At 57.5% G+C, this 18940-nt stretch carries 19 protein-coding genes; 12 read left to right on the top strand and 7 right to left on the bottom strand.

Annotated features, from left to right (window positions below; translation table 11 throughout):
• Positions 1 to 14: 14 nt before the first annotated feature.
• From HJB84_RS23290 to HJB84_RS33665, 6 genes are all read left to right on the top strand, one after another.
• The gene (locus tag HJB84_RS23290; protein WP_221117044.1) at positions 15 to 722 is read left to right on the top strand and encodes a hypothetical protein; all 708 of its coding nucleotides are present in this window, start codon (positions 15 to 17) and stop codon (positions 720 to 722) included.
• Entirely contained in the window at positions 719 to 2542 is a 1824-nt protein-coding gene (locus HJB84_RS23285) for a hypothetical protein (RefSeq protein WP_221117043.1), read from the top strand. Before HJB84_RS23290 ends, HJB84_RS23285 begins: the two co-directional genes overlap by 4 nt.
• A complete protein-coding gene (locus tag HJB84_RS23280) occupies positions 2539 to 2955 on the top strand; it encodes a GNAT family N-acetyltransferase (protein WP_221117042.1) in 417 nt (138 codons plus the stop codon). Before HJB84_RS23285 ends, HJB84_RS23280 begins: the two co-directional genes overlap by 4 nt.
• Positions 2921 to 3925 (top strand): tail fiber domain-containing protein, encoded by a 1005-nt coding sequence (locus HJB84_RS23275; protein WP_221117041.1) that lies wholly within the window; start codon positions 2921 to 2923, stop codon positions 3923 to 3925. Before HJB84_RS23280 ends, HJB84_RS23275 begins: the two co-directional genes overlap by 35 nt.
• On the top strand, positions 3922 to 4239 hold the full coding sequence (locus HJB84_RS23270) for a hypothetical protein (RefSeq protein ID WP_405049111.1): 318 nt from the start codon (positions 3922 to 3924) through the stop codon (positions 4237 to 4239). Before HJB84_RS23275 ends, HJB84_RS23270 begins: the two co-directional genes overlap by 4 nt.
• Positions 4240 to 4393: 154 nt before the next feature.
• Positions 4394 to 6466: a hypothetical protein gene (locus tag HJB84_RS33665; RefSeq protein ID WP_259671152.1), complete on the top strand. Its 2073-nt coding sequence runs from the start codon at positions 4394 to 4396 to the stop codon at positions 6464 to 6466.
• 68 nt (positions 6467 to 6534) lie between these two features.
• Here HJB84_RS33665 and HJB84_RS23255 read toward each other — a convergent pair whose 3' ends face one another.
• The 7 genes from HJB84_RS23255 to HJB84_RS23225 are packed head-to-tail and all read right to left on the bottom strand — an operon-like array spanning position 6535 to position 13411.
• On the bottom strand, positions 6535 to 7497 hold the full coding sequence (locus HJB84_RS23255; RefSeq protein WP_207583380.1) for a bifunctional 2-polyprenyl-6-hydroxyphenol methylase/3-demethylubiquinol 3-O-methyltransferase UbiG: 963 nt from the start codon (positions 7495 to 7497) through the stop codon (positions 6535 to 6537).
• 27 nt (positions 7498 to 7524) lie between these two features.
• Positions 7525 to 8532, bottom strand: a complete 1008-nt coding sequence (locus tag HJB84_RS23250) for a fatty acid desaturase family protein (RefSeq protein WP_207583381.1) — start codon at positions 8530 to 8532, stop codon at positions 7525 to 7527.
• A gap of 41 nt (positions 8533 to 8573) precedes the next feature.
• Positions 8574 to 9437, bottom strand: a complete 864-nt coding sequence (locus tag HJB84_RS23245; RefSeq protein WP_207583382.1) for an FkbM family methyltransferase — start codon at positions 9435 to 9437, stop codon at positions 8574 to 8576.
• 16 nt (positions 9438 to 9453) lie between these two features.
• Positions 9454 to 10203: an FkbM family methyltransferase gene (locus tag HJB84_RS23240; RefSeq protein ID WP_221117040.1), complete on the bottom strand. Its 750-nt coding sequence runs from the start codon at positions 10201 to 10203 to the stop codon at positions 9454 to 9456.
• A 2-nt stretch (positions 10204 to 10205) separates the two neighbouring features.
• Complete coding sequence (locus tag HJB84_RS23235; protein ID WP_221117039.1) at positions 10206 to 10988, bottom strand: bifunctional 2-polyprenyl-6-hydroxyphenol methylase/3-demethylubiquinol 3-O-methyltransferase UbiG; 783 nt, start codon at positions 10986 to 10988, stop codon at positions 10206 to 10208.
• A gap of 2 nt (positions 10989 to 10990) precedes the next feature.
• Entirely contained in the window at positions 10991 to 12322 is a 1332-nt protein-coding gene (locus tag HJB84_RS23230) for a glycosyltransferase family 2 protein (RefSeq protein ID WP_207583385.1), read from the bottom strand.
• Positions 12323 to 12325: 3 nt separating this feature from the next.
• The gene (locus tag HJB84_RS23225; protein WP_246762732.1) at positions 12326 to 13411 is read right to left on the bottom strand and encodes a lysylphosphatidylglycerol synthase transmembrane domain-containing protein; all 1086 of its coding nucleotides are present in this window, start codon (positions 13409 to 13411) and stop codon (positions 12326 to 12328) included.
• Between the two features lie 257 nt (positions 13412 to 13668).
• Here HJB84_RS23225 and HJB84_RS23220 point away from each other — a divergent pair, with 257 nt between their 5' ends.
• The 6 genes from HJB84_RS23220 to HJB84_RS23195 all read left to right on the top strand — a co-directional run bounded on the left by HJB84_RS23220 (position 13669) and on the right by HJB84_RS23195 (position 18929).
• A complete protein-coding gene (locus HJB84_RS23220; protein ID WP_221117038.1) occupies positions 13669 to 15354 on the top strand; it encodes a hypothetical protein in 1686 nt (561 codons plus the stop codon).
• A gap of 268 nt (positions 15355 to 15622) precedes the next feature.
• Positions 15623 to 16981, top strand: coding sequence for a hypothetical protein (locus HJB84_RS23215; RefSeq protein ID WP_221117037.1), 1359 nt, complete (start codon positions 15623 to 15625; stop codon positions 16979 to 16981).
• Positions 16982 to 17031: 50 nt separating this feature from the next.
• On the top strand, positions 17032 to 17592 hold the full coding sequence (locus tag HJB84_RS23210) for an acyltransferase (protein ID WP_221117036.1): 561 nt from the start codon (positions 17032 to 17034) through the stop codon (positions 17590 to 17592).
• A 281-nt stretch (positions 17593 to 17873) separates the two neighbouring features.
• Positions 17874 to 18128: a hypothetical protein gene (locus tag HJB84_RS23205; RefSeq protein ID WP_003587918.1), complete on the top strand. Its 255-nt coding sequence runs from the start codon at positions 17874 to 17876 to the stop codon at positions 18126 to 18128.
• Positions 18103 to 18567, top strand: a complete 465-nt coding sequence (locus HJB84_RS23200; protein ID WP_221117035.1) for a lysozyme — start codon at positions 18103 to 18105, stop codon at positions 18565 to 18567. Before HJB84_RS23205 ends, HJB84_RS23200 begins: the two co-directional genes overlap by 26 nt.
• Positions 18567 to 18929: a hypothetical protein gene (locus tag HJB84_RS23195; RefSeq protein ID WP_221117034.1), complete on the top strand. Its 363-nt coding sequence runs from the start codon at positions 18567 to 18569 to the stop codon at positions 18927 to 18929. Before HJB84_RS23200 ends, HJB84_RS23195 begins: the two co-directional genes overlap by 1 nt.
• Positions 18930 to 18940 lie beyond the last annotated feature (11 nt).

Genomic DNA, 18940 nt, shown 5'->3' with positions numbered 1-18940 from the left:
CGGAGTTCCCCCGTATGTCGCTCTTGACCATCATTCAGAACGTCTGCGCGGAAATCGACCTCGATCCGCCGACGGCCGTCATGTCCTCGGCGGATCCGCAGATCATGCAGCTGCGCATCCTCTCCACCCGCGCCGGCCGCGACCTGGTGCGCGAGCATGACTGGTCGGCGCTGATGGTGCGGCGGCAGTTCGTGGCGACCGGTGCAAATCCGGAGCCGGCCGAGCCGCCCGATGACTGGAACCGCTTTGCCGCCAATGCCAAGATCTGGAATGCCTCGCGCCTGTGGCAGCTCAACGGCCCTGTCGAGCCGCAGACCTGGCAGCGCCAGACGATCCTCAACTCCAACCCGGTGCCGCAGATTTGGCGCATGGCTGGCGGCAAGCTCGACATCTACCCGAACGCCTCAGGCGAGACGATGGAATATGCCTATATCTCCGGCTTCTGGGTGGCGGTGAATGGCGGTGCGACCTCTGGGGCGAATTGGGCAAACGATACCGATACGGCCCGTTTTCCCGAAGACCTCCTCGAACTCTCGCTGATCTGGCGCTGGAAGCGGGCCAAGGGCCTCGATTATGGCGAGGAGATCGCCAGTTTCGAGCGATCCAAGGAAGCAGCCATCGGCGCCGATCGGGCAGCAAGCCCCGTCGACCTTTCGCTGCCGGCGAGGGGACAGGCGCCCGAGAATTATTGGCCCGGCACGATCACGGTTTCAAATCCATGACCCGCAAACCTGTTCCCCCAAACGGGCGCACCCGCCGCGTTTCGCCAGGCAAAGACTGGATCGCGCCGATCGGCGGCTGGCGAACCGATGTCGAAATGGCGGATATGCCTGAAGATGCGGCGTTTCAGCTCGACAACTTCTTTCCCGAGGCCAACCGCGTCCGCGCCCGCTACGGTTTCCTCGCCTTTTCCACCGGCCTTGGCGCCGACGTGCAGACGGTCATCCCCTATTCGGGCGTCAGCAACAGGCTGTTTGCCGCCGCCGGCGACAAGATCTTCGACGTGACGGTGGGGGGCGCTGCCGGTGCGCCCGTCGTCTCGGGCATGGCCAGCGCCCATTGGTCGGTGCAGCAATATACCAACCCGGCCGGCCAGGAATTCCTACGCCTGGTCAATGGCCTCGATACACCGCTGCTCTTCAACGGCAGCTCCTGGACCAACAATTTTCTCACCGGCACGGCAACGCTCGCCACCCAGAACGTTGCCGTCCGCAACACGGCCTATACGCTGAGCTTCTTCGGCAACGGCTCGGTCACGCTCTCCGGCGCCTTCTCCGGCACGTTGAACGGCACCGGCGTCAACAATCGGGTGTCGCTCACCTTCACGCCGGCGGCCGGCACGCTTGTCGTCACCGTGACGGGAACGGTGACCAATGCGCAGCTGGAAAAAGGCGCGGTCGCCACACCTTACGTTGCCTCGACGATGATCACCGGCATACCGGACGCTTCGCTGCTGATCGCGGTCACCGCCTATCGCTCGCGCCTGTGGTTCATCGAGAAGAATTCGACCAATGTCTGGTATCTCGCCACCGACGCCGTCAGCGGCGCAGCCACGGTGCTGCCGGTCGGCGGCAACATGAAATATGGCGGCACGCTGGTTGCGATCAACGTCTGGACGATTCCGGTTTCGACAGGCCTGCAGCAGTGCCTGGTGCTGATCTCCTCGGAAGGCGAGGTGATCGTCTTCCAGGGCTCCGATCCTTCGAGTGTTTCGAACTGGGGCCTGATCGGCACCTTCAAGCTCGGCCGGCCGCTCGGCAGCGATCGATGTCTGCTTTCGGTCGGCGCCGATCTGGCGATCATGACCACCGATGGCATCGTGCCGATCACCAAGGCGGTGCAGCTCGACCGCGGCGCCACCAGCCTCGGAGCGATCACTGCCAGGATCGGCCCGACATGGCGCGAGACCGTGGCGGCGATCGGCACGACTTCGCAGGAGTGGCAGCTTTCGAGCTTCCCGGCCAGGCAGATGGCGATCGTCAACCTGCCGTCCTCCTTCGGCCCCTATCAATATGTGATGAACACCGAAACCGGCGCCTGGTGCCGCTTCGTCGGCATGCCGGCCTCCTGCTGGGCGACCTGGCAGGACCGGCTGTTCTTCGGCGCCGGCGACGGCACGGTCTATGAGGCCGAGGTCGGCGCCAACGACAATGGCGTGGCGATCGATGCGCTGATGGTCGGCGCCTGGAGCCGATATGGCGACGGGCTCTCGACCAAGCTCTCGAAGCTAATCGGGGTGACGGCGCAGATCGGTGTTTCCTCGCTGATGTATGGTGGGATCTCGGTCGACTACCAGACCAAGATCCCGACGGCGCTGCTGTCCTCGGTCGAGAACAATGCGGCGGCGAAATGGGGAACGGCGATCTGGGGCGTGTCAAAATTTCCGGGCGTTTCGCTGGTGCGCAAATTCGCCTCCGCCGGCGGCGCCGGTTCGGCCTTGGCGCCGACGATCCGTGCGCTGATTTCGGGCTCCTCCGGTTCCGTCTCCGAGGCGGCCGTGGTCGGCGGCTCGGTGCTTTATGAAAAGGGCGCGCCGATTTGATCGTCTCCGAACCGCGCGCGGAAATCGCCGCCTGGGTCGGCGGCCGGATCGGCGTCAGCTTCCATGCGCCTTACACCACGCTTGCCCATATCGACCGCGGCCGGATCATCGCCGGCTTCGTCTTCAACGTCTGGACCGCGCATGACGTCGAGGTCTCGCTTGCCGCCGACCGGCTGTCGCGGACGCTGATGCGATCGGTGTTTGGCTATGTCGTGCATCAGCTCGGCTGCCGCCGCGCAACCGCCAGGACACGGGCCGACAATTTCGACGCCCAGACGATGCTCGAAAGACTCGGCGCACGGCTGGAAGGCCGCCAGCAAGCCTATTTCGGCGACTGCGACGCGCTGCTCTACGCAATCATCAAGGAGGATTTTCCCTATGGTCTCCACGCCGAAGGCCCCGAAGGCGCCTGATCCGACCCAGACCGCAGCGGCACAGACGGCCACCAACGTCGACACCGCCATTGCCAATGCCGGCCTGAGCCACACCAACCAGTACACGCCGGATGGTTCGCTGGAATACAAGGTCAGCGGCTACCAGACGATGAAAGACCAGACCGGCAAGAGCTACCAACTGCCGACCTATTCGGCCTATCAGACCTATTCGCCTGAAAATCAGGCGATCTATGACCAGACGCAGCAGACGCAGCTCGGCCTTGCCAGGCTCGCCAACGACCAGACCGGCAAGATTTCCGGTGTGCTCGGCACCAATGTCGATCTGAGCGTCGGCAATGTCGACAAATATGTCAATAATCACTGGCAGTCCGGCTTCAACAACCAGTGGGATCGCGATCAGGCAAGCCTCGACCAGAGCCTTGCCGACAAGGGCATCTCGATGGGGTCGGCGGCCTATGACAACGCGCTGCGCGATTTTTCGACGCGCAAGCAGGCCGCCTCCGACCAGTATCTCGGCGACATGTATTCGAATGCCCAGAACTCCATCCTGACCGAGCGAAACCAGCCGCTGAACGAGATTTCGGCGCTGATGTCGGGATCGCAGGTCCACCAGCCGAGCTATGTCAACACGCCGACGACGCAGCTGCCGAATGTCGACCAGGCCGGCCTGATCAATGAAGGCTTCAACCAGCAGATGGGCCTCTACGACCGCCAGGTCGCCCAATCGAACGCGGCGATGGGCGGCCTCTTCGGCCTTGGTGGCTCACTGCTCGGCGGCTGGGCGAAATCCGACCGTCGGCTCAAGGAAAACATCAAACGCGTCGGCACGCTGGATAACGGCCTGCCGGTCTACGCCTTCAAATACAAGGACGGCGGCCCGACCCAGCTCGGCCTGATGTCCGACGATGTGCGCAAGACCCATCCGGACGCCGTGTTCGAACACGCCGACGGTTTCGACCGTGTCTTCTACGAAAGGGCAGTGGCATGATGGATTTCCTCTTCGGCGGCGATACCGGCAAGACACAGGGCGACATCGACGACAAGCGAAAGCAACTGGCCTACGCCATGCTGCAGCAGGGCATGGATATGAGCCCGGTGCAATCGCCGTGGGAAGGGGTCGCGCGGCTTGCCGAAGGCGGGCTCGGCGGCTGGGCGGTTCGCCAGCAACGGCAGGCGCAGCAGGCAGGCGCCGGTCAAGGTGCCGTCGCTCCGACAGGCCAGCCTTCCACACCAGCGCCGGCCTCTCCCGGCTTCCTGTCGCTGTTCTTCGGTGGCGGGCCGACGCGCCGGACTGACGGCTGAACTAGGACATCAGCGGGATAACGGCGTGCTGATCGGTCCCTACCGATACAGGGACGGCGGTCCGATCCGGATCGGCCTCGTGTTCAATAATGTGTGAAAAATCCATCCAGACAGACGGTTTCGACCGCGTCTTCTACGAAAGGGCAGTGGACCAATGTCACTAGCGTCATTCATTTTCGGCGGCGATACCGGCAAGACACAGGGCGACATCAGCGACCGGCGCAAGCAGCTGGCTGATGCCATGCTGCAGCAGGGCATGGATTCGGGCCCCGTACAATCCTCCTGGCAAGGGGCCGCGCGTCTTGTCCAGGCTCTCCTGGGCGGGCTGGCGATCCGCCAGCAGGAGCAGCAGGCAAGCGGTGAGGGCAGCGCGGCGCCGGCCGGCGATCCGGGCGACTATCCCTTCGCGCCGCTGCCCGACAACGGGCCCGTTCCGCCGGAAAGACCCAGTCTCGACCCGCTGATGACGACTGATGATCGCGGCGAACAGCCCATGGCCCCGGCCGCCCAGCCCGGCGCCGGTCTCTTCGCGCCGCTGCCCGACAACGGGCCTATTCCGACGCCGAAGCCCTATCGCGACCCGATGGTCACGACGGACTATCGCCGGGCGGCCGACCAGCCTGGCGACGATCCATTCGCACCGCCTGCCAACCCTCCCATTCCGACGCCGCGGCCTTATCGCGACCCGATGGTTACGACCGAATATCGCCGCGAGCAGCCGATGGCGGCCGATCAACCAGGCGACGATGCCTTCGCTCCGTTGCCTGACAACGGACCCGTTCCCTCGCCGAGACCCGGATATCGCGACCCGCAGATGACGACGGACGAACACAGCCAACAGCCCGCGGCGCCAGCTCCTGGCGCCGCCGCCGCCGGATCCGCAAACGACGGGGCAGAGCTTCAAACGGTTCTATCCGATCCCGTTCGTCGCGGCGAGTTGCCGCCCGGCATGCGCAACAACAATCCCACCAATCTCAAATACGCCGGCCAACATAGGCCGGGGATCATCGGCCCTTCCGAGAACACCGACCAGGGCGATCCGCAAGTTGTCTATGCCACGCCGGAAGCTGGCATGGAGCACAATGTCTGGCAGATCATGAAGAAGTATCGAGAGGGCATGCTGACGCCGAATCAAATCATCGCTGGAACAAAGGGCTGGACGCCTAACTCTTTCACGGCGGCTGCCAACATCGCGCAAATGATGGGCATTGGCCCTGCCGATGATCTCCGCCTGAACGACCCGGCAATGGCAAAGAAGTTTGTTCGCGCCCTCATCACGCAGGAGCAGGGAACATCGGGCGCTCTTTATCCGGACAGCATGATTGAAGCGGCGATCGCGGCACAGTCCAAGGGCGTTGCGCATGCCGTGCCTTCTCAGCCGGCCAAGGGGCCTGTCCCCGCGCCGAGGCCGGAATATCCCGATCCGCAGTTGACGACGGACGAGCGCCGCCAGCAGCCCGCGACGGCGCCCCAACTGCCCGGCGACGATCCCTTCGTTCCAACGGGCAAAGTGCCCGTTCCCACACCGAAACCCGGCCGCCACGATCGGCAGGCGGTAAGGGGCACTCCCAGCCAGCAACCCGTCGACGCCGATGTCTTCGACGGCTTCATGGGCACGATCAAGAACGGCTATAAGCAGCGAGATGGGTCGATCATCAAGGTGACCAACCCTTATGGTCTTGCGGCTATCGCCTCGACGGGCCAGTCCGAAAGCCAGTTCTCGGCCAAGAGAGCCAATAGTTCTTGGTCCGACCCAAGCAAGAGCGGAAAGCCCGGCAGATCAGGCGCCATTATGTCGTGGCGTAACACCCGACTGCAGGCACTTTACGACTTCGCCGCCGCCAAGGGCGAAAAGCCGGGTGCGATCAGCCCGCAGACACAGGCCGAGTTCTTCCTGCAGGAGGACCCTCGCCTGATCGCCAGGCTGAACGCCGCTCAATCGCTCGAGGAGGCGCAACGCCTGATGAACAGGGCTTGGGCTTTTCGAGATTACGATGTTCCGGGGAACCAGGAGGCCACAAACCGGCTCGCGAGAGCAAAGAGCTTTCTGCCGGAGTACCAGACCGACGGCGCCACCGATCCCTTCGCCCTGCCTGACAACCCACCCAACTTGACACCGAGGCCGGCCTCCCGCAATCCGCGGCAGACGATGAACCAAGGTCGCGAACCGGCGGCGGCCGCCCTCGTGCGTGCGCTCCTCGCTCGGCAGCAAAGTGGTCTGTGGTAGGCCAATTCAGGCTTCCGGGGCCGCAACGCGTGAAAGCTCGTTCGGCGCCGGCATAGCCCACATGGCGGCTATGCCTTCCTCGATATTGCCTGTTGGTTTGACGTTGTAAATCTCATCGCGATGGCGGCGATATCAAGAAAAGCAAAGGCAGCAATCAAGGGTATATTTTTGACGCCGAAAATCTTCGTCAAGGTGCTTTTCCAGCCGAAACGCGCCTGCACAGCGCCTTGCAGGGAGTAAATCCAGATCAAAGGAGCCGGAAGATTGCGTTGAGATTCGACAGCCAACCCCACTCTGCGCAGGAGTTCGGCCAAACGCTCAAAATTGTAAAGGTTCAAATGCCGCGGGAAATAATATCCGCCCCATGCACAGCCCGCAAACAGCTGTCTGTCCCAGCCGTCAGTATTAGGCGTTTCGATCAATAACCGGCCATCCTTCGCCAAGGCGAGGACAAGGCGCCGCAAGCTCTCTTCTGGCTCCCAAAGGTGTTCTATAAGCTGGAGCATGACGATGAGATCAAATGGCTGGGCCGGCAATTCCGCCGCTTCGAGCGGCGCTTCGACTACCTTTATTCCTTGTTTTTCCAGGGCGGTACGCGTTTCAGCCGGGAAATGCCAATCGAGACCGAAGAGCTCAAGATCAGGACGCGCTTGACGCAGTGCAATCAAAAGTTCGCCGTTGCCGCATCCTACATCGAGCACTCTTCCCCGCAAAGGGAGATGCGCGACAACATCCTTAAGGCGCTTTCGATTGACGATGGTCTTTACTCTTCCAAGGAGATTTGCCCGGCTCTGAAATCTATTCGAGAAGGTTCCGTAGTTCGCCGGATACATCAAAGACAGTTGGCTGATGTCGGGTCTCGGATTGAGATAGAAATGACCGCATCCATCGCATCGGACGTATCTGAAGAAGTCTTCACTGCCGTGATATATATAGTCGCGCCCGGTAGCGACAACTGTGCAGCTGTCACTGCCGCAACCGCTGCACGTTGTAGGGGTTGATCTTATGTGATTTGTCGCTTGAGAGTTCATGTTTGCCGCGTTCAATACCTTTAGACCCTAGAGAGCCAACGCATCTTGAACCGAATCTGAGAAATCATCGTTCTTACGATTTCTCGAGAGTCGGATGAATTTTGCAAAACCACTGCGCTGCAGGCACCTCGGAAAATGCTCGTAGAAACCACCTTTGAGCAGGTGCCTATGAAGTTTTGCGAGATTGTGCTGCGGAATGGCGGGAAAAAGATGGTGTTCGATATGATAGTTGAAATTCGCCTGGTACATAAGCCATTTCTCAAACCAATTAGGGACTGTCGTCCGGGCGAGCGGCATCATGGCCCGCTCCCGTCCGTCCTCGTAAAGTGGATAATCCTCGGGCTGATGCTCCGCGATGGTGCGTATAATATTCAGGGCGATTGCCACGGCAGCAATGGGATAACCCCATAACAGAATGTAGAGATACCATCGTCCCGTGACAATGCAGAGTGCAAACAGCAAGCCGTTGAAGATGATGGTCACCATCGGCGCTAACCAGGAAGGCGACAGCGAGTTACCCGATGCTTTCTTTCGAGCCAGACCACCATATTTGTCAGCCGCCAGCCACACTCCCATGCCACCGCTCAGCGCCTTTACCATGACCCACGCGAGCGCCCGGAAGCCCTTGATCGGCTCGCGATAGGGGTAACCATCCTCATCCTTTTCTGTACCCAGATGTGCATGGTGGCTCATGTGGCGTAGTCGATACGCGCCGACTGACATCCCGACAGGCGCGGCAAAGAATATATCGCACCAGATATCGTTTTTGCGGCGGCTGGAGAAGAGGTGGAAATGCGACGCTTCGTGAACCCAAAGCAACATGCCTTGCGTTACCGCGGAGTTAATCAGGAATGGCAGCCATAGCACCCACCAAGGGCCGAAGAGCGCGATCGCCCAAGAGATAACGATCTGAACCCAGACCATCGTCGTCGCCACGATAATTGCGCGCGGTTGAGGCTGTTTCAACGATTCAAGGAAGCTCTGGTCGACAAGCCTTCTCGCTACCTTCATGCATTCATTGAACTGCGCATCCATGCAGTGACCAATCCTATCCATCCGATAACCCTCGAAGAAAGTTATCTACCTTCCTTTGAGCTCTTGCTCCTAACCAGCACATTCATACCGCCACCTTCCGGTATCATCGCCCGTACTTTGTCGGCGTCTTCAGGCAGCTTCCTGCCAGATGCCATTTCATCAATCTCGTAGCCGCCCTGCCAGAGAAGCTCCAACAATCTGTCGAAGTCTCCGGGATTCTCAGCGTAAACATAGGGGGCCAATTCAAGCATTATACGCGGCTGGAACTTTTTGAGAGTCACCGTCGCCCCAAGTAGAACCGCAAGCTCGTTTCCGTCCACGTCAAGTTTTATGAAATCGACCTTGCCGACCCCAAGATCCCGCAATGTTTCGTCCAGCGTGCCGAGCCGCGCGCCCTGTGTCGACATGAGTCGACCGTGGTGTTCGCTATGCAAATCTTCAGCAACTTCGAGCGGCCAGCTTGAATAGACCGCTTCGGGCATCGCTTCGGATGCACTTGCCATAAGCATCATCTGGTAAGCGTCGATTCGCTGGGCGAGCGTCGGGTTGAGCGAAATATTGGCCTTCTGTTTCGCGAATGCATGAGCCGTCGGCTCGAAGGAGATCACCCTGCCGGCTCCGCCCACCAATTGCGCCAGGGGCAACGTATGAGAACCCACATTGGCGCCGATGTCGAGGACTATGTCTCCGTCCCCTATCAGCTCTCTATACCTATCGAGCGTTCTGACCTCGAACCCGCCCAATAGGTAGATCGCGAAATCAACGCCGTCTCTAAGGTCCAGCGACCAATTTATTCCGCGGCGCTTCGTTATGACGGTTGCGGGTAAGCCAACGCAACCCCGGACCAACAAGACAGCTTTGGATAGAGAGCGAGCGATCAGGATTTTGTTGCTGGTGGATAACATTGTCCTCAGGCCGCCTCTAAGTGGTTTTGTGATTGGCGGGCGCTCTTCTTGCAACGACCAGATTGCAATATTGGCCCGCGTTTTTTGGATCAAGGCTCTCGTAATTGAAAGCAGTGCCAGGTGGATCCGCTATGTTTTGGAACTCGAAATTCAGCATCTGTAGGAATTTGGTGAGTTCGGCCGGGTTCACGGACGCTTTCGACAAACCATAAGGCCAGAACTCCATGAATACCCGAATGTCGCGATTCTCCCGCAGGACCCGCTCGGCACCCTGTAGAACGCTCAACTCATATCCCTGAACATCGATTTTGATAAAATCGACCCGCTGCCCTGGCGAAAAGTAATCATCCAGCTTCACCAATGGGACGTCGATGCTCACTCGCCCATCGCCACTATCAAATGTTCGGTGATCGACATTCAGCTCGGCCGAAACATACAGCCTTGTGGTGCCGCTGGCCGCTCCTACCGCGGCGTGTTGCAGGGATACATTCGACAAGCCGGTTACCGTTGCTTCAAGCTTTTCGAAGTTCGCCGGCGCCGGCTCGAAGGCATGGACATGGCCGGTCGTTCCCGTCAGCGCGGAGAACATGCGGGTATATATTCCGATATTTGCACCGATATCTGCGACGATCATGCCCGGCGAAATGAGCTCACGCATTAAAGCGCGCTCACGTCGTTCCGAAACTGCCTTCCATACGGAATAGAGAGGATAATACAGGGCATAACAATGCCGATAGAGCCAATCGGCGAGACGTAGCAAAACCATCCCTACACCTCTTCTTTTGACGTGAGGCGGACCGTGAAGAATGAGGCGAACACCTTGGGCAGCGCGGCGCCTATTGCTCTGTCGAGCTTGAAGTAAGGCTTATAAGCCCAGCCAGGCACAGGAAACTTCTTCGATATCCCGCCTGTCACCATATAGGAGAGGGAGGTGAAATAGCTGATCCTTGTCTTCTCAAGCCTATAGCAATCTGCAAGCTCAGCGAGCCAGTCCGGCCGCTGAAAGAAGATCATATGTGGCATAGCCTGATTTGAGGTCGAAAGAGGACCCTGAACGGTATCCAGAACCGGGCGGCGGATACTGAAATTCACCGGCTCATGATGGAGAAGTTTATACATCGGGTAGGATAGCCAAGACAAATAAGGTTCCGTCGCATACACCCTGCCGCCCTTTGTGAGCTTGCGTGTCGCCCCGCGGAGGAACGCAAGGGGATCCTTCAGGTGATGCAGAACATTGGTCATCGTAATCACATCGACGCTATGGTCCGCGATGTCAGGCAACCCAGCGATCTCGTGGCAATCGAAGACAAAGTCCAAATAGTCTAACTTCAGCACATCGGAGGTGATGACATTCGGTAGGAAGCGCTTGAGAGGCGACGTTCCGCTTCCGATTTCCAGAACGGTATTCGTGGCAATATCCGGTTCCTGTCGAAACATCTCCTGGTAGAGCTCGCCATACCAATGCATCAGGTTGGGATTTGCGCTTAGCCGCTCGCGATTTGCCAGCGTTTGAGCAAGATCGGCGTCATAGAGAGTGCTTTCGATTTCCATCGTCAGAGAAACTTTATTCGTCTTGCCGCAAAAGCCAGCATAGCCAACAGAATGGAACCATGGCGCCAACGCGAGATGTTCGTTTCACCGTAGAGTCTTTCTCGATAACCGATCGGAACCTCGACGATCTTAAGGCCCATCCGCGCGGCGCCGAAGATCAGGTCGAAATCACCAAAGGGATCGAAATCACCGAAGTAGGATCTGTTTGCCTGAAGTTTGAGATAATTGGAGCGGCTGATCACCTTGGTTCCGCATAGGGTGTCTTTGTATCTCTGGCCAAGAACGAAGGAGAAAGCCAATGCGAAAAACTTGTTGCCCAGGAGATTGAAGAAACGCATCGCCTCCTTTTCCATGGGATAGACCAAGCGAGTTCCGTTGATGAACTCGCCTTTCCCATCCTTGATGGCGTTGTAGAATTTCGGCAAATCCTCGGGCGGGACCGTCATGTCCGCGTCAAGAATCATCAAGACTTCCTTTGTGGCCAGCGAAAAACCCTTCCTGACGGCGTCGCCTTTACCCTTACCATCCTGTTGGGCAATCAGGATGGTGCGTTCGCCGCCATAGCGCTGTTGCGCTTCTTGGATCGCCTTCCACGTTGCGTCGGTTGAATTGCCTTCGACAAAAATGAGTTCATCATCCGGCCCCATAACCGGCAACCGTTTGACAATATCCTCGATATTTCCTGCCTCGTTTCTCGCTGGAACTACAATTGACACCGACGGCTCGGTTTTCGATGCGGCATCGCCGACCGGCCTCGCAATCGCGATGTTGAGAAGGCAGAGAGTTCGAAAAAGCGGAAGAGGAGCAAGGCAACGGTTAACAAAGCCACTGATAAGTGGGATGTAAACCGGGATTAGAATCTTCTGGTCCAGTCGTATTAATTCGAAGTCTTCGAGCGTCAGAAGATTCTCGACGTCTTCATGGGCAAGCCAATTCGATTCAGGAACCCGCCGGCGCAGGCCGAGCTTAGATGCGAGAGTTGCAAGCGGCCGCCACATGCTGCTGTAATAGGTAAGAACAAGGCGTGTCTCAGGTGAACACAATGCACGTGCCTGAGCGAACATGCTCTGTATGTCTCGTTCGTAATGGATGAGGCCGCTGATGACCAGATAATCAGGTTTGGTGTCAGCGACTTCTTCGATCTTGACGACCTTGTGCTCGTCAAACTCTTTCACAGGTTCAGTCGGTTGCGTTATCGAGCGAAACGTTATCTTGCCCTGAGGAAATTTACCAATCAGCAGAGGCGTCGTCGGATCGATCTCGACCACGGAATTCTGGCCCAAGACAAAGAGGCCAATGTACTTTCTCAATTGAGAATAGAAATAGTCCCGCATAAGTTACCTCGGCGCCAAGCGGTTCAAGCGCCAATGTCCCAGGATGAGGGCTGCAGGCACGACGTACACCACAAAAAAGAGAAAATGAACGGCCGTCGCCAGGAGTAACCCCTCTGAGGGTGAACGCCCTAGCAATACGAATGCCGAAACGACGGATGCATGGAAGGTGCCGACTCCGGATGGTGCAGCTGGGATCATCAGACCCAATCCCCCGGCAAACAACACGAATAACGATTCTTGATAACTCAGCTCGACGCCGACAAACCGGGCGACGAAGATATACGCAAGGGCGTATGCCGAAAGCCACAAAACCAGCGTCAGAAAGGCCGGAACGATGGTCACGGACAGAGATAAGCTTCGTGCGGAATTTCCGATAAAATGAATAACGTGACGGTCAAAGAAATCTTGCAGTCGCAGGAGACCGAAGACGGGCCGCAATATCGGGACAAGCCGATTGCCGAAATTCCTTACCAGAACTGCCGATAGAAATATCCCAACTATTGCACCAACCATGATGACCAACAGAGCATTTCGGTACTCGGAATTCAATGTATGGCTCAGTAAAACCAAAGAAAATATGCCGACGGAAATGATCGTCACCAAGTCAACCATCTTTTCGACCAGAAGCCTACCAAGAGCGTCTGCGTAGGGGACGGTCGCGACAACTCGGCTGTAATGTACACGCAAGAGGTCTCCACCTCTCGCAGGAAGGAACATGTTGGCGCCCAAGCCGAGTAGGGAGGCCATGAGGGACGTTCCGTAACCGATCTTGCCATCCAACAACAGGCGCCACCGCACCGCATAACCTACCGCGATACCAAAGGTAACAAGCATAAACCAAAGGAGCGATGTGACGGATATTCCGCTACGAAAAATCCGGATGGCTTCCTCCCAATCCACCGCCTTTAGCAAGAATATCAGGAGGAAAATGCTTATTGCCGAGGCTATAAGCATCTGCAGGCGTTGATATGCAGGAGCCGCCGCCGCAGCTTTGCTCCATGAGTTATACAACCTCTCACGCATCCGCCAGTGACTTGCGGCTTCAACAGCCGAACTGGGTAGAGCGTTTTTGACGGGACGTTTGAGCATAAAAGGCCTGCGTTTGAATCGATCGCAAGTGGAAGTCGAGGGTGAAGTCGACCGCATACAGCACTAACGGGCGGCCCGCTACCAATAGTTTCGTCGCGGCGCCACCTCAATTTATGGTACCCACAAGTCTTCTATTTCCTAGTCGCACGCAGCCTGGAATCAGCGTGATTTAGCGCTTGCTTACGACCGCGGTTGATTTAGAACGGCGCTCCGCAAAGGCTCGATATCCGGAAATTTCTAGAGCGCGGGAAATGAGAATGAGTGATCAGCTTCAAGCTAGGCCGAAACTGAATAGTTTGCTTTTACTGACGATTGCTGTTCTCTTGACCCACTGGATGGCCTTCTTCAATGAAGGAATATTTGCTGAGGATGCCGGTTTATTTCCAACATTGATCTACAATGATTGGATCGCCATCGCGGACATGTTTTCTTCAGCAGGGGTGCCGGTATTTACGTACTATGTTTGGCCGATGGCCTTCGTTGGGAACGTTTTGCTTTTAAAATCCTTTGTCATAATCGGGGTCTACTTCATTGCGATCTTCTCCTACCTCCTAGCTTCAAAGTCTGGATATTTTTCGGAGCGCGAGTCTTTGGTGCTCGCAATATTCACGCAGTTGTTGCCGCTCCCCACGATCACGGTTATTTTTACATATTCGATATACTTTAATGCCTATGCCCTTTTTCTATTGGCTACATATTTATTCCTGTCAATCGAATGGATGCGCGGAAGGAGCCACTATCTCCTCCGCGGACTGGCAATTTGCATTTACTTCATTGCATTCACGCTGAATTCCTTGCTGGTGCTCTATGCGGCTGGTTTCGTCCTCGTTTATGCGGTGTGGCTGAGAAGGACAGGGCGCCGAGTTCGCAATGCGCGGGAATTGGTCTCGACATTTTCATCATTCTGCCTTGCACGAGCGGATTTCACCATTCTGCCCTTCGTGTACTGGGTTTGTAAGGCAATTTTCTACCCTAGGTACGGATTATACGATAACTACAATGGCTTTACCCTAAATGTTGAAAGCATTGCGGAGAATTCCTATCGATTTATATTTAATGGCACGATCTTTCCTTTGGCAAGGAGCGTTTATGATTGGAATGTTTATCTCTACTTGGGAGCTGCGGTCTGTTCGATCCTTTTTGTCGCGTGCTTTGTGTTCGCGAACAGGGGAGATGCTCGAAACGCTCAGCTAAATGAACGCTCTAGCGACGGTTTCAAAATTATCGGCTTTGGGATATTTTTACTGCTGTGTGGGACGGTCCCTTATATACTTGTTGGCAAGAGCCCCGCACCCGGCGTGTTGATGAGAAACGCGATGCTTATGCCGCTGCCGATAAGCGTGGTGGGTATCGGGATATGGCGAGTTATCAAATTCAGATCGACCAACCTTCAAAGCCATAGGGTTGCAATCGTGGTGTTTGTATCACTTCTCACCGTCTTCATCGGCCGGTGGTGGGAGAGTTACGCGGCATGGCAAGCACGGGCAGCGAAGGATCTGGCTGTCTCTCAATATCTCGCTGATCATCCTGAGTGGTCTGCCTATTCGGTTTACTGGATAGTCGACAAGCTTCCGCTGTCTGGCGAGGTTTCGGAGTATGGGTTCGCTGACTATACCTCTAAATTCCGCATTCTTTGGGGCGGACAAACCAGGATGGCATTTACGCCCGCCCACATCTTGTTTTTTGGCGTTGATACAAAGCCGGGCGTTAGGCCCGTCCACTCCAATCTTCCCGCTCGAATCGCTTTTTTCTGCAATTCTTGGGCCAGCGCAAAAGATATTGATTTAAGCGGCCCACAAGCGGAACTGGAAATTACAGCCACGCAAAGATCATGGAACGATGCTTCCGTCGCATCTGGATACCTCTATTACCGCTTCATCGAGCCTAGTGGCTTGAAAAATTATCTGGCTGAACTGGTAAATGTAACGCTGCGGGCGCTTTGAGGCTTATGGCATCACCAAAGCCGTGGCTGGCTCAATTGGCCCTGAACCAAAGGCAGCAGTCCACGGGCGCCGTCGCGACTGCCACGGGCGAACTCAAGTGCCCGTCTTCGCGGAGACCGCTGAGTTAATCCGCGATCTTGAGACGGCAGATCGAGGCTGTCGGTCGCTGGGTTGATCGACCCGCAAAATCCGGGGGCGCGTGCACCCGCCATTGCTAACCCATCATATGGCCTCGCATCCGCGGGGCCTTTTTCTTTGGAGATGATGAATGCCCAGAAACCCATCAACCGGCGTCTATTCCAAACCCGCCGGCACGACACCCTCCGTTGGCCAGGTCATCGACCCGGCGCCGTGGAACGCGCTGACCACCGACCTCGGCAACGAAATCACCAATTCTCTGCCGCGCGACGGTTCGGCGCCGATGATCGCGCCCCTCAAAGCCGCAGGCGGAACCCTCTCCGCACCGGGCGTCGGCTTCGCCTCGACCCCGCAGACCGGCCTCTATCTGAAAGGCGGTGGCCTGCTCGGTTTTGCCCAGAACGGCGTTGAGGTCGCGTTCGATCAGGATCTGGTCTATGCGGTGAAGTCAGGCGATTACACCGCGCTCGCATCCGACGACAACGCCGTCCATCGCTTTACCGCGGCAGCCACGCTCACCCTGACCGCAGCGGCAACGCTCGGCGCAAACTGGCACTATTGCGTCATGGCCGATGGCGGGGATGTGACGATCGATCCGAACGGTTCGGAGACGATCGACGGCGCGGCCAAGCTTATCCTCAAGGACGGTTACAGCGTCGAAATCATCTGTTCCGGGGGCGCTTTCTTCACCAACAAGCTCTTCGCCAGGATCCAGAGTAAAGCCGACAGTTCGGCGGTCGGCGATTTCATTGTCGGGCTCACCCTTTCCAACAACGTCGGCAGCCCGAATACGCATATCGATTTTGCTGCAGGATCTGCCAGGACGGGATCGAGCTTCGTTTCCAGCGCAACGTCATTGACGAAGCGAGTGACGGGAACATTTGCGGCCGGCACCGGTGCTGGCGGCCTTGACGCGGGCGCCATTGCAGCGAACGCGACCTACTTTGCCTATGCCCTGCGCAAGGACGCAGACCTGTCTTTCGACATTGTTCTCTCGACCTCGGCAACCATCGGCGGCGTCACCACAACGCTGCTCATCGGCTATAGCATCGTCAAATGCATCGGCGTGGTGCTGACCGATGCCAGCTCGCTCATCCGGCAATTCGTGATGTACCCGCGTGACGAATACACTTTCGTTACGCCCGTCAAGGACGCTGTCAACGTTGCTATCTCTACGACTTCGACGCTTCTGGCGCTGACAATGCCAAATGGGGTGAAAGTCAAAGCGAAGCTGCGTTTCGAGTTCACATCGTCGGCAACGACTAACGCAGCTCTGCTATCTGACCCTGCACAAGGTGCGCTTGTTGCCGGCGCCGGCAGCGATGGCGCCAACGTCGGCACTATCCAGGTAGCAAGCGGTTTCGCAGTGGGATCGCAGGAGATATGGACAAATACAAGTCGGCAAATTCGCATGACATTGGGCGGCTCTACCGGCAGTATCTGGATCTGGACCGATGGCTTCCATTTTCATTGCGGAAGGGGCTCTTGAATAAGCTCCACACCTGTGTTTGACATGCTGCCATCACGCCAGGAGTAGAAATGGCACAGGTCGACAAGGCATCATATCGAAATCGAGGCGGCCTAATTCAGAGGCTCGTCACTGCTTATAAGCGCTTTCGCTACTTCACCGCTGCCGGAAAAAATCTCGTGGTGAAACGCAGCGCTGAGTTCCGCCTAGTTAGTCATGCCGTCCTTGAGGTCGGCGACAACGTCACCATCCAAGATCAGTCGTTCTTTCAACTTACAATGCCAGAGCCCAAAGTCTTCATCGGCAACAACACCGTAATCGGCCGGCGCAACATCATCACGGCGAAGAACCGGATATCAATCGGGAATGATGTCCTGATCGGCTCTGATGTCCAGATCATCGACCACGGCCACGGCATGAGGCGTGATACGCCAATCAGGCTTCAGAAGGCTGAGATCGGTACAGTTGAGATCGGTAATGATGTGTGGATAGGGGCCGGAGCCAAGATCCTGGTGAATGTCAAAATCGGCAATGGCGCCGTGATTGGAGCGAACGCAGTTGTAATAAGCGACATCCCGGAATATGGGGTCGCTGTCGGTTCGCCAGCAAGGGTTGTAAAATATCGTGAATAGCCGTCAGGCACGGCTCGTCCGATCACACTGACATGCATCGTGCGACGCAGCCAGAACGCGGCTGCGAAGATCATCGCCTAAGGCGGGGTCATATTCTCCGACGAAATCACCAACGGAGGCAACGGAATCCTCAAGCCGATTCCGCGTTCAATATACTCGCTCTAGTGTCCTTTGACGTTGGACGGAGCACGAACCCACATCGTTGAAATCTCAACTCGCAGTCGTCTCCACCCCGGAGCCGGGTGCTTTTCCACATTCTCACACACCCCGGAGCCCACCCCATGCTCGTCCATAACTGGCGCGCGGTGATCAAGCACGCCTGGTCCGTCCGCCTGATGGCGCTGGCGCTGCTCTTCATCGTGCTTGAGCCCGTCATCAATTTCGTCGCCGCAACCTGGGTGTCGCGCAACCTCTACATCCAGCTCGCCATGTCGGCGGCAACGGGGCTTTTCGCCGTTGCGGCGATCGTTGCCCGCATCTTCGTCCAGCAGAAAATCTCAGGAGAATTGAATGGCAAACCGCCTGCAGAAGGGTAGTGCCGCCGCGGCCATGGCTGTGGCGCTTGTCGGCTCGTTCGAGGGGCTGCGCCAGAATGCCTATCCCGATCCGGCGACACAGGGACAGCCATGGACGATCTGCTATGGCAGCACCAATGGCGTCAAACCCGGCGATCACAAGACGGTGGAGCAGTGCAAGGCGCTGCTGGCGCTGGAGCTCAAGACCTATGCGAGCGGCGTCGAAAGCTGTGTGCGCGTGCCGCTGCCGGATGCCCGTTTCGTGGCGCTGACCTCGTTTGCCTATAATGTCGGCGTCAAGGCGGCTTGCGGCTCGAGCGCGGTCAAGCTGATCAACCAGGGCAGGGCGGCTGAGGGCTGCGAGGCGCTTTTGAAGTGGAACCGCGCCTCCGGCATCACCTTTCCCGGCCTGACGCGGCGCCGGCAGAAGGAACGCCAATTCTGCCTGGAGGGCATCTGATGTTCTCCCTGCTCGACACGCTCAAGATGGGCGCCGGCATCGCCGCCGGCCTGATGCTCTATCACCTCTATGCCGTTTCGATCGGCTATCCCTCGGCGGCAAGGCAGGCGCGGGCCGGCTATATCATGCTGGCCGAAAAGGGGGCAGCCGATGCGAGAGCCGCCGAGATGGAGCGGCAGCGTGACGCCGCTGCCGAGGCCACCGAAGAGCACCGCAAGCGCCTGGCAGCCGCCGAAGCGTCAGAGCAGGCGGCCAGAGACACACTCGAAATCGAGATCCAATCCTATGAGCTTCAGCTTTCGGAAAAGAACCGCGCTTGCGCTGTCACTGCTGTTGATCGTCAGTGGCTGCTCCGCCACTGAGCGGCTGAACA

This window comes from Rhizobium sp. NZLR1b (assembly GCF_019685155.1).
In the GTDB taxonomy this organism is placed as follows: Bacteria; Pseudomonadota; Alphaproteobacteria; order Rhizobiales; family Rhizobiaceae; genus Rhizobium.
Note: the sequence above shows the minus strand (reverse complement) of the source record. Positions and strands in the feature narration are given on the sequence as shown.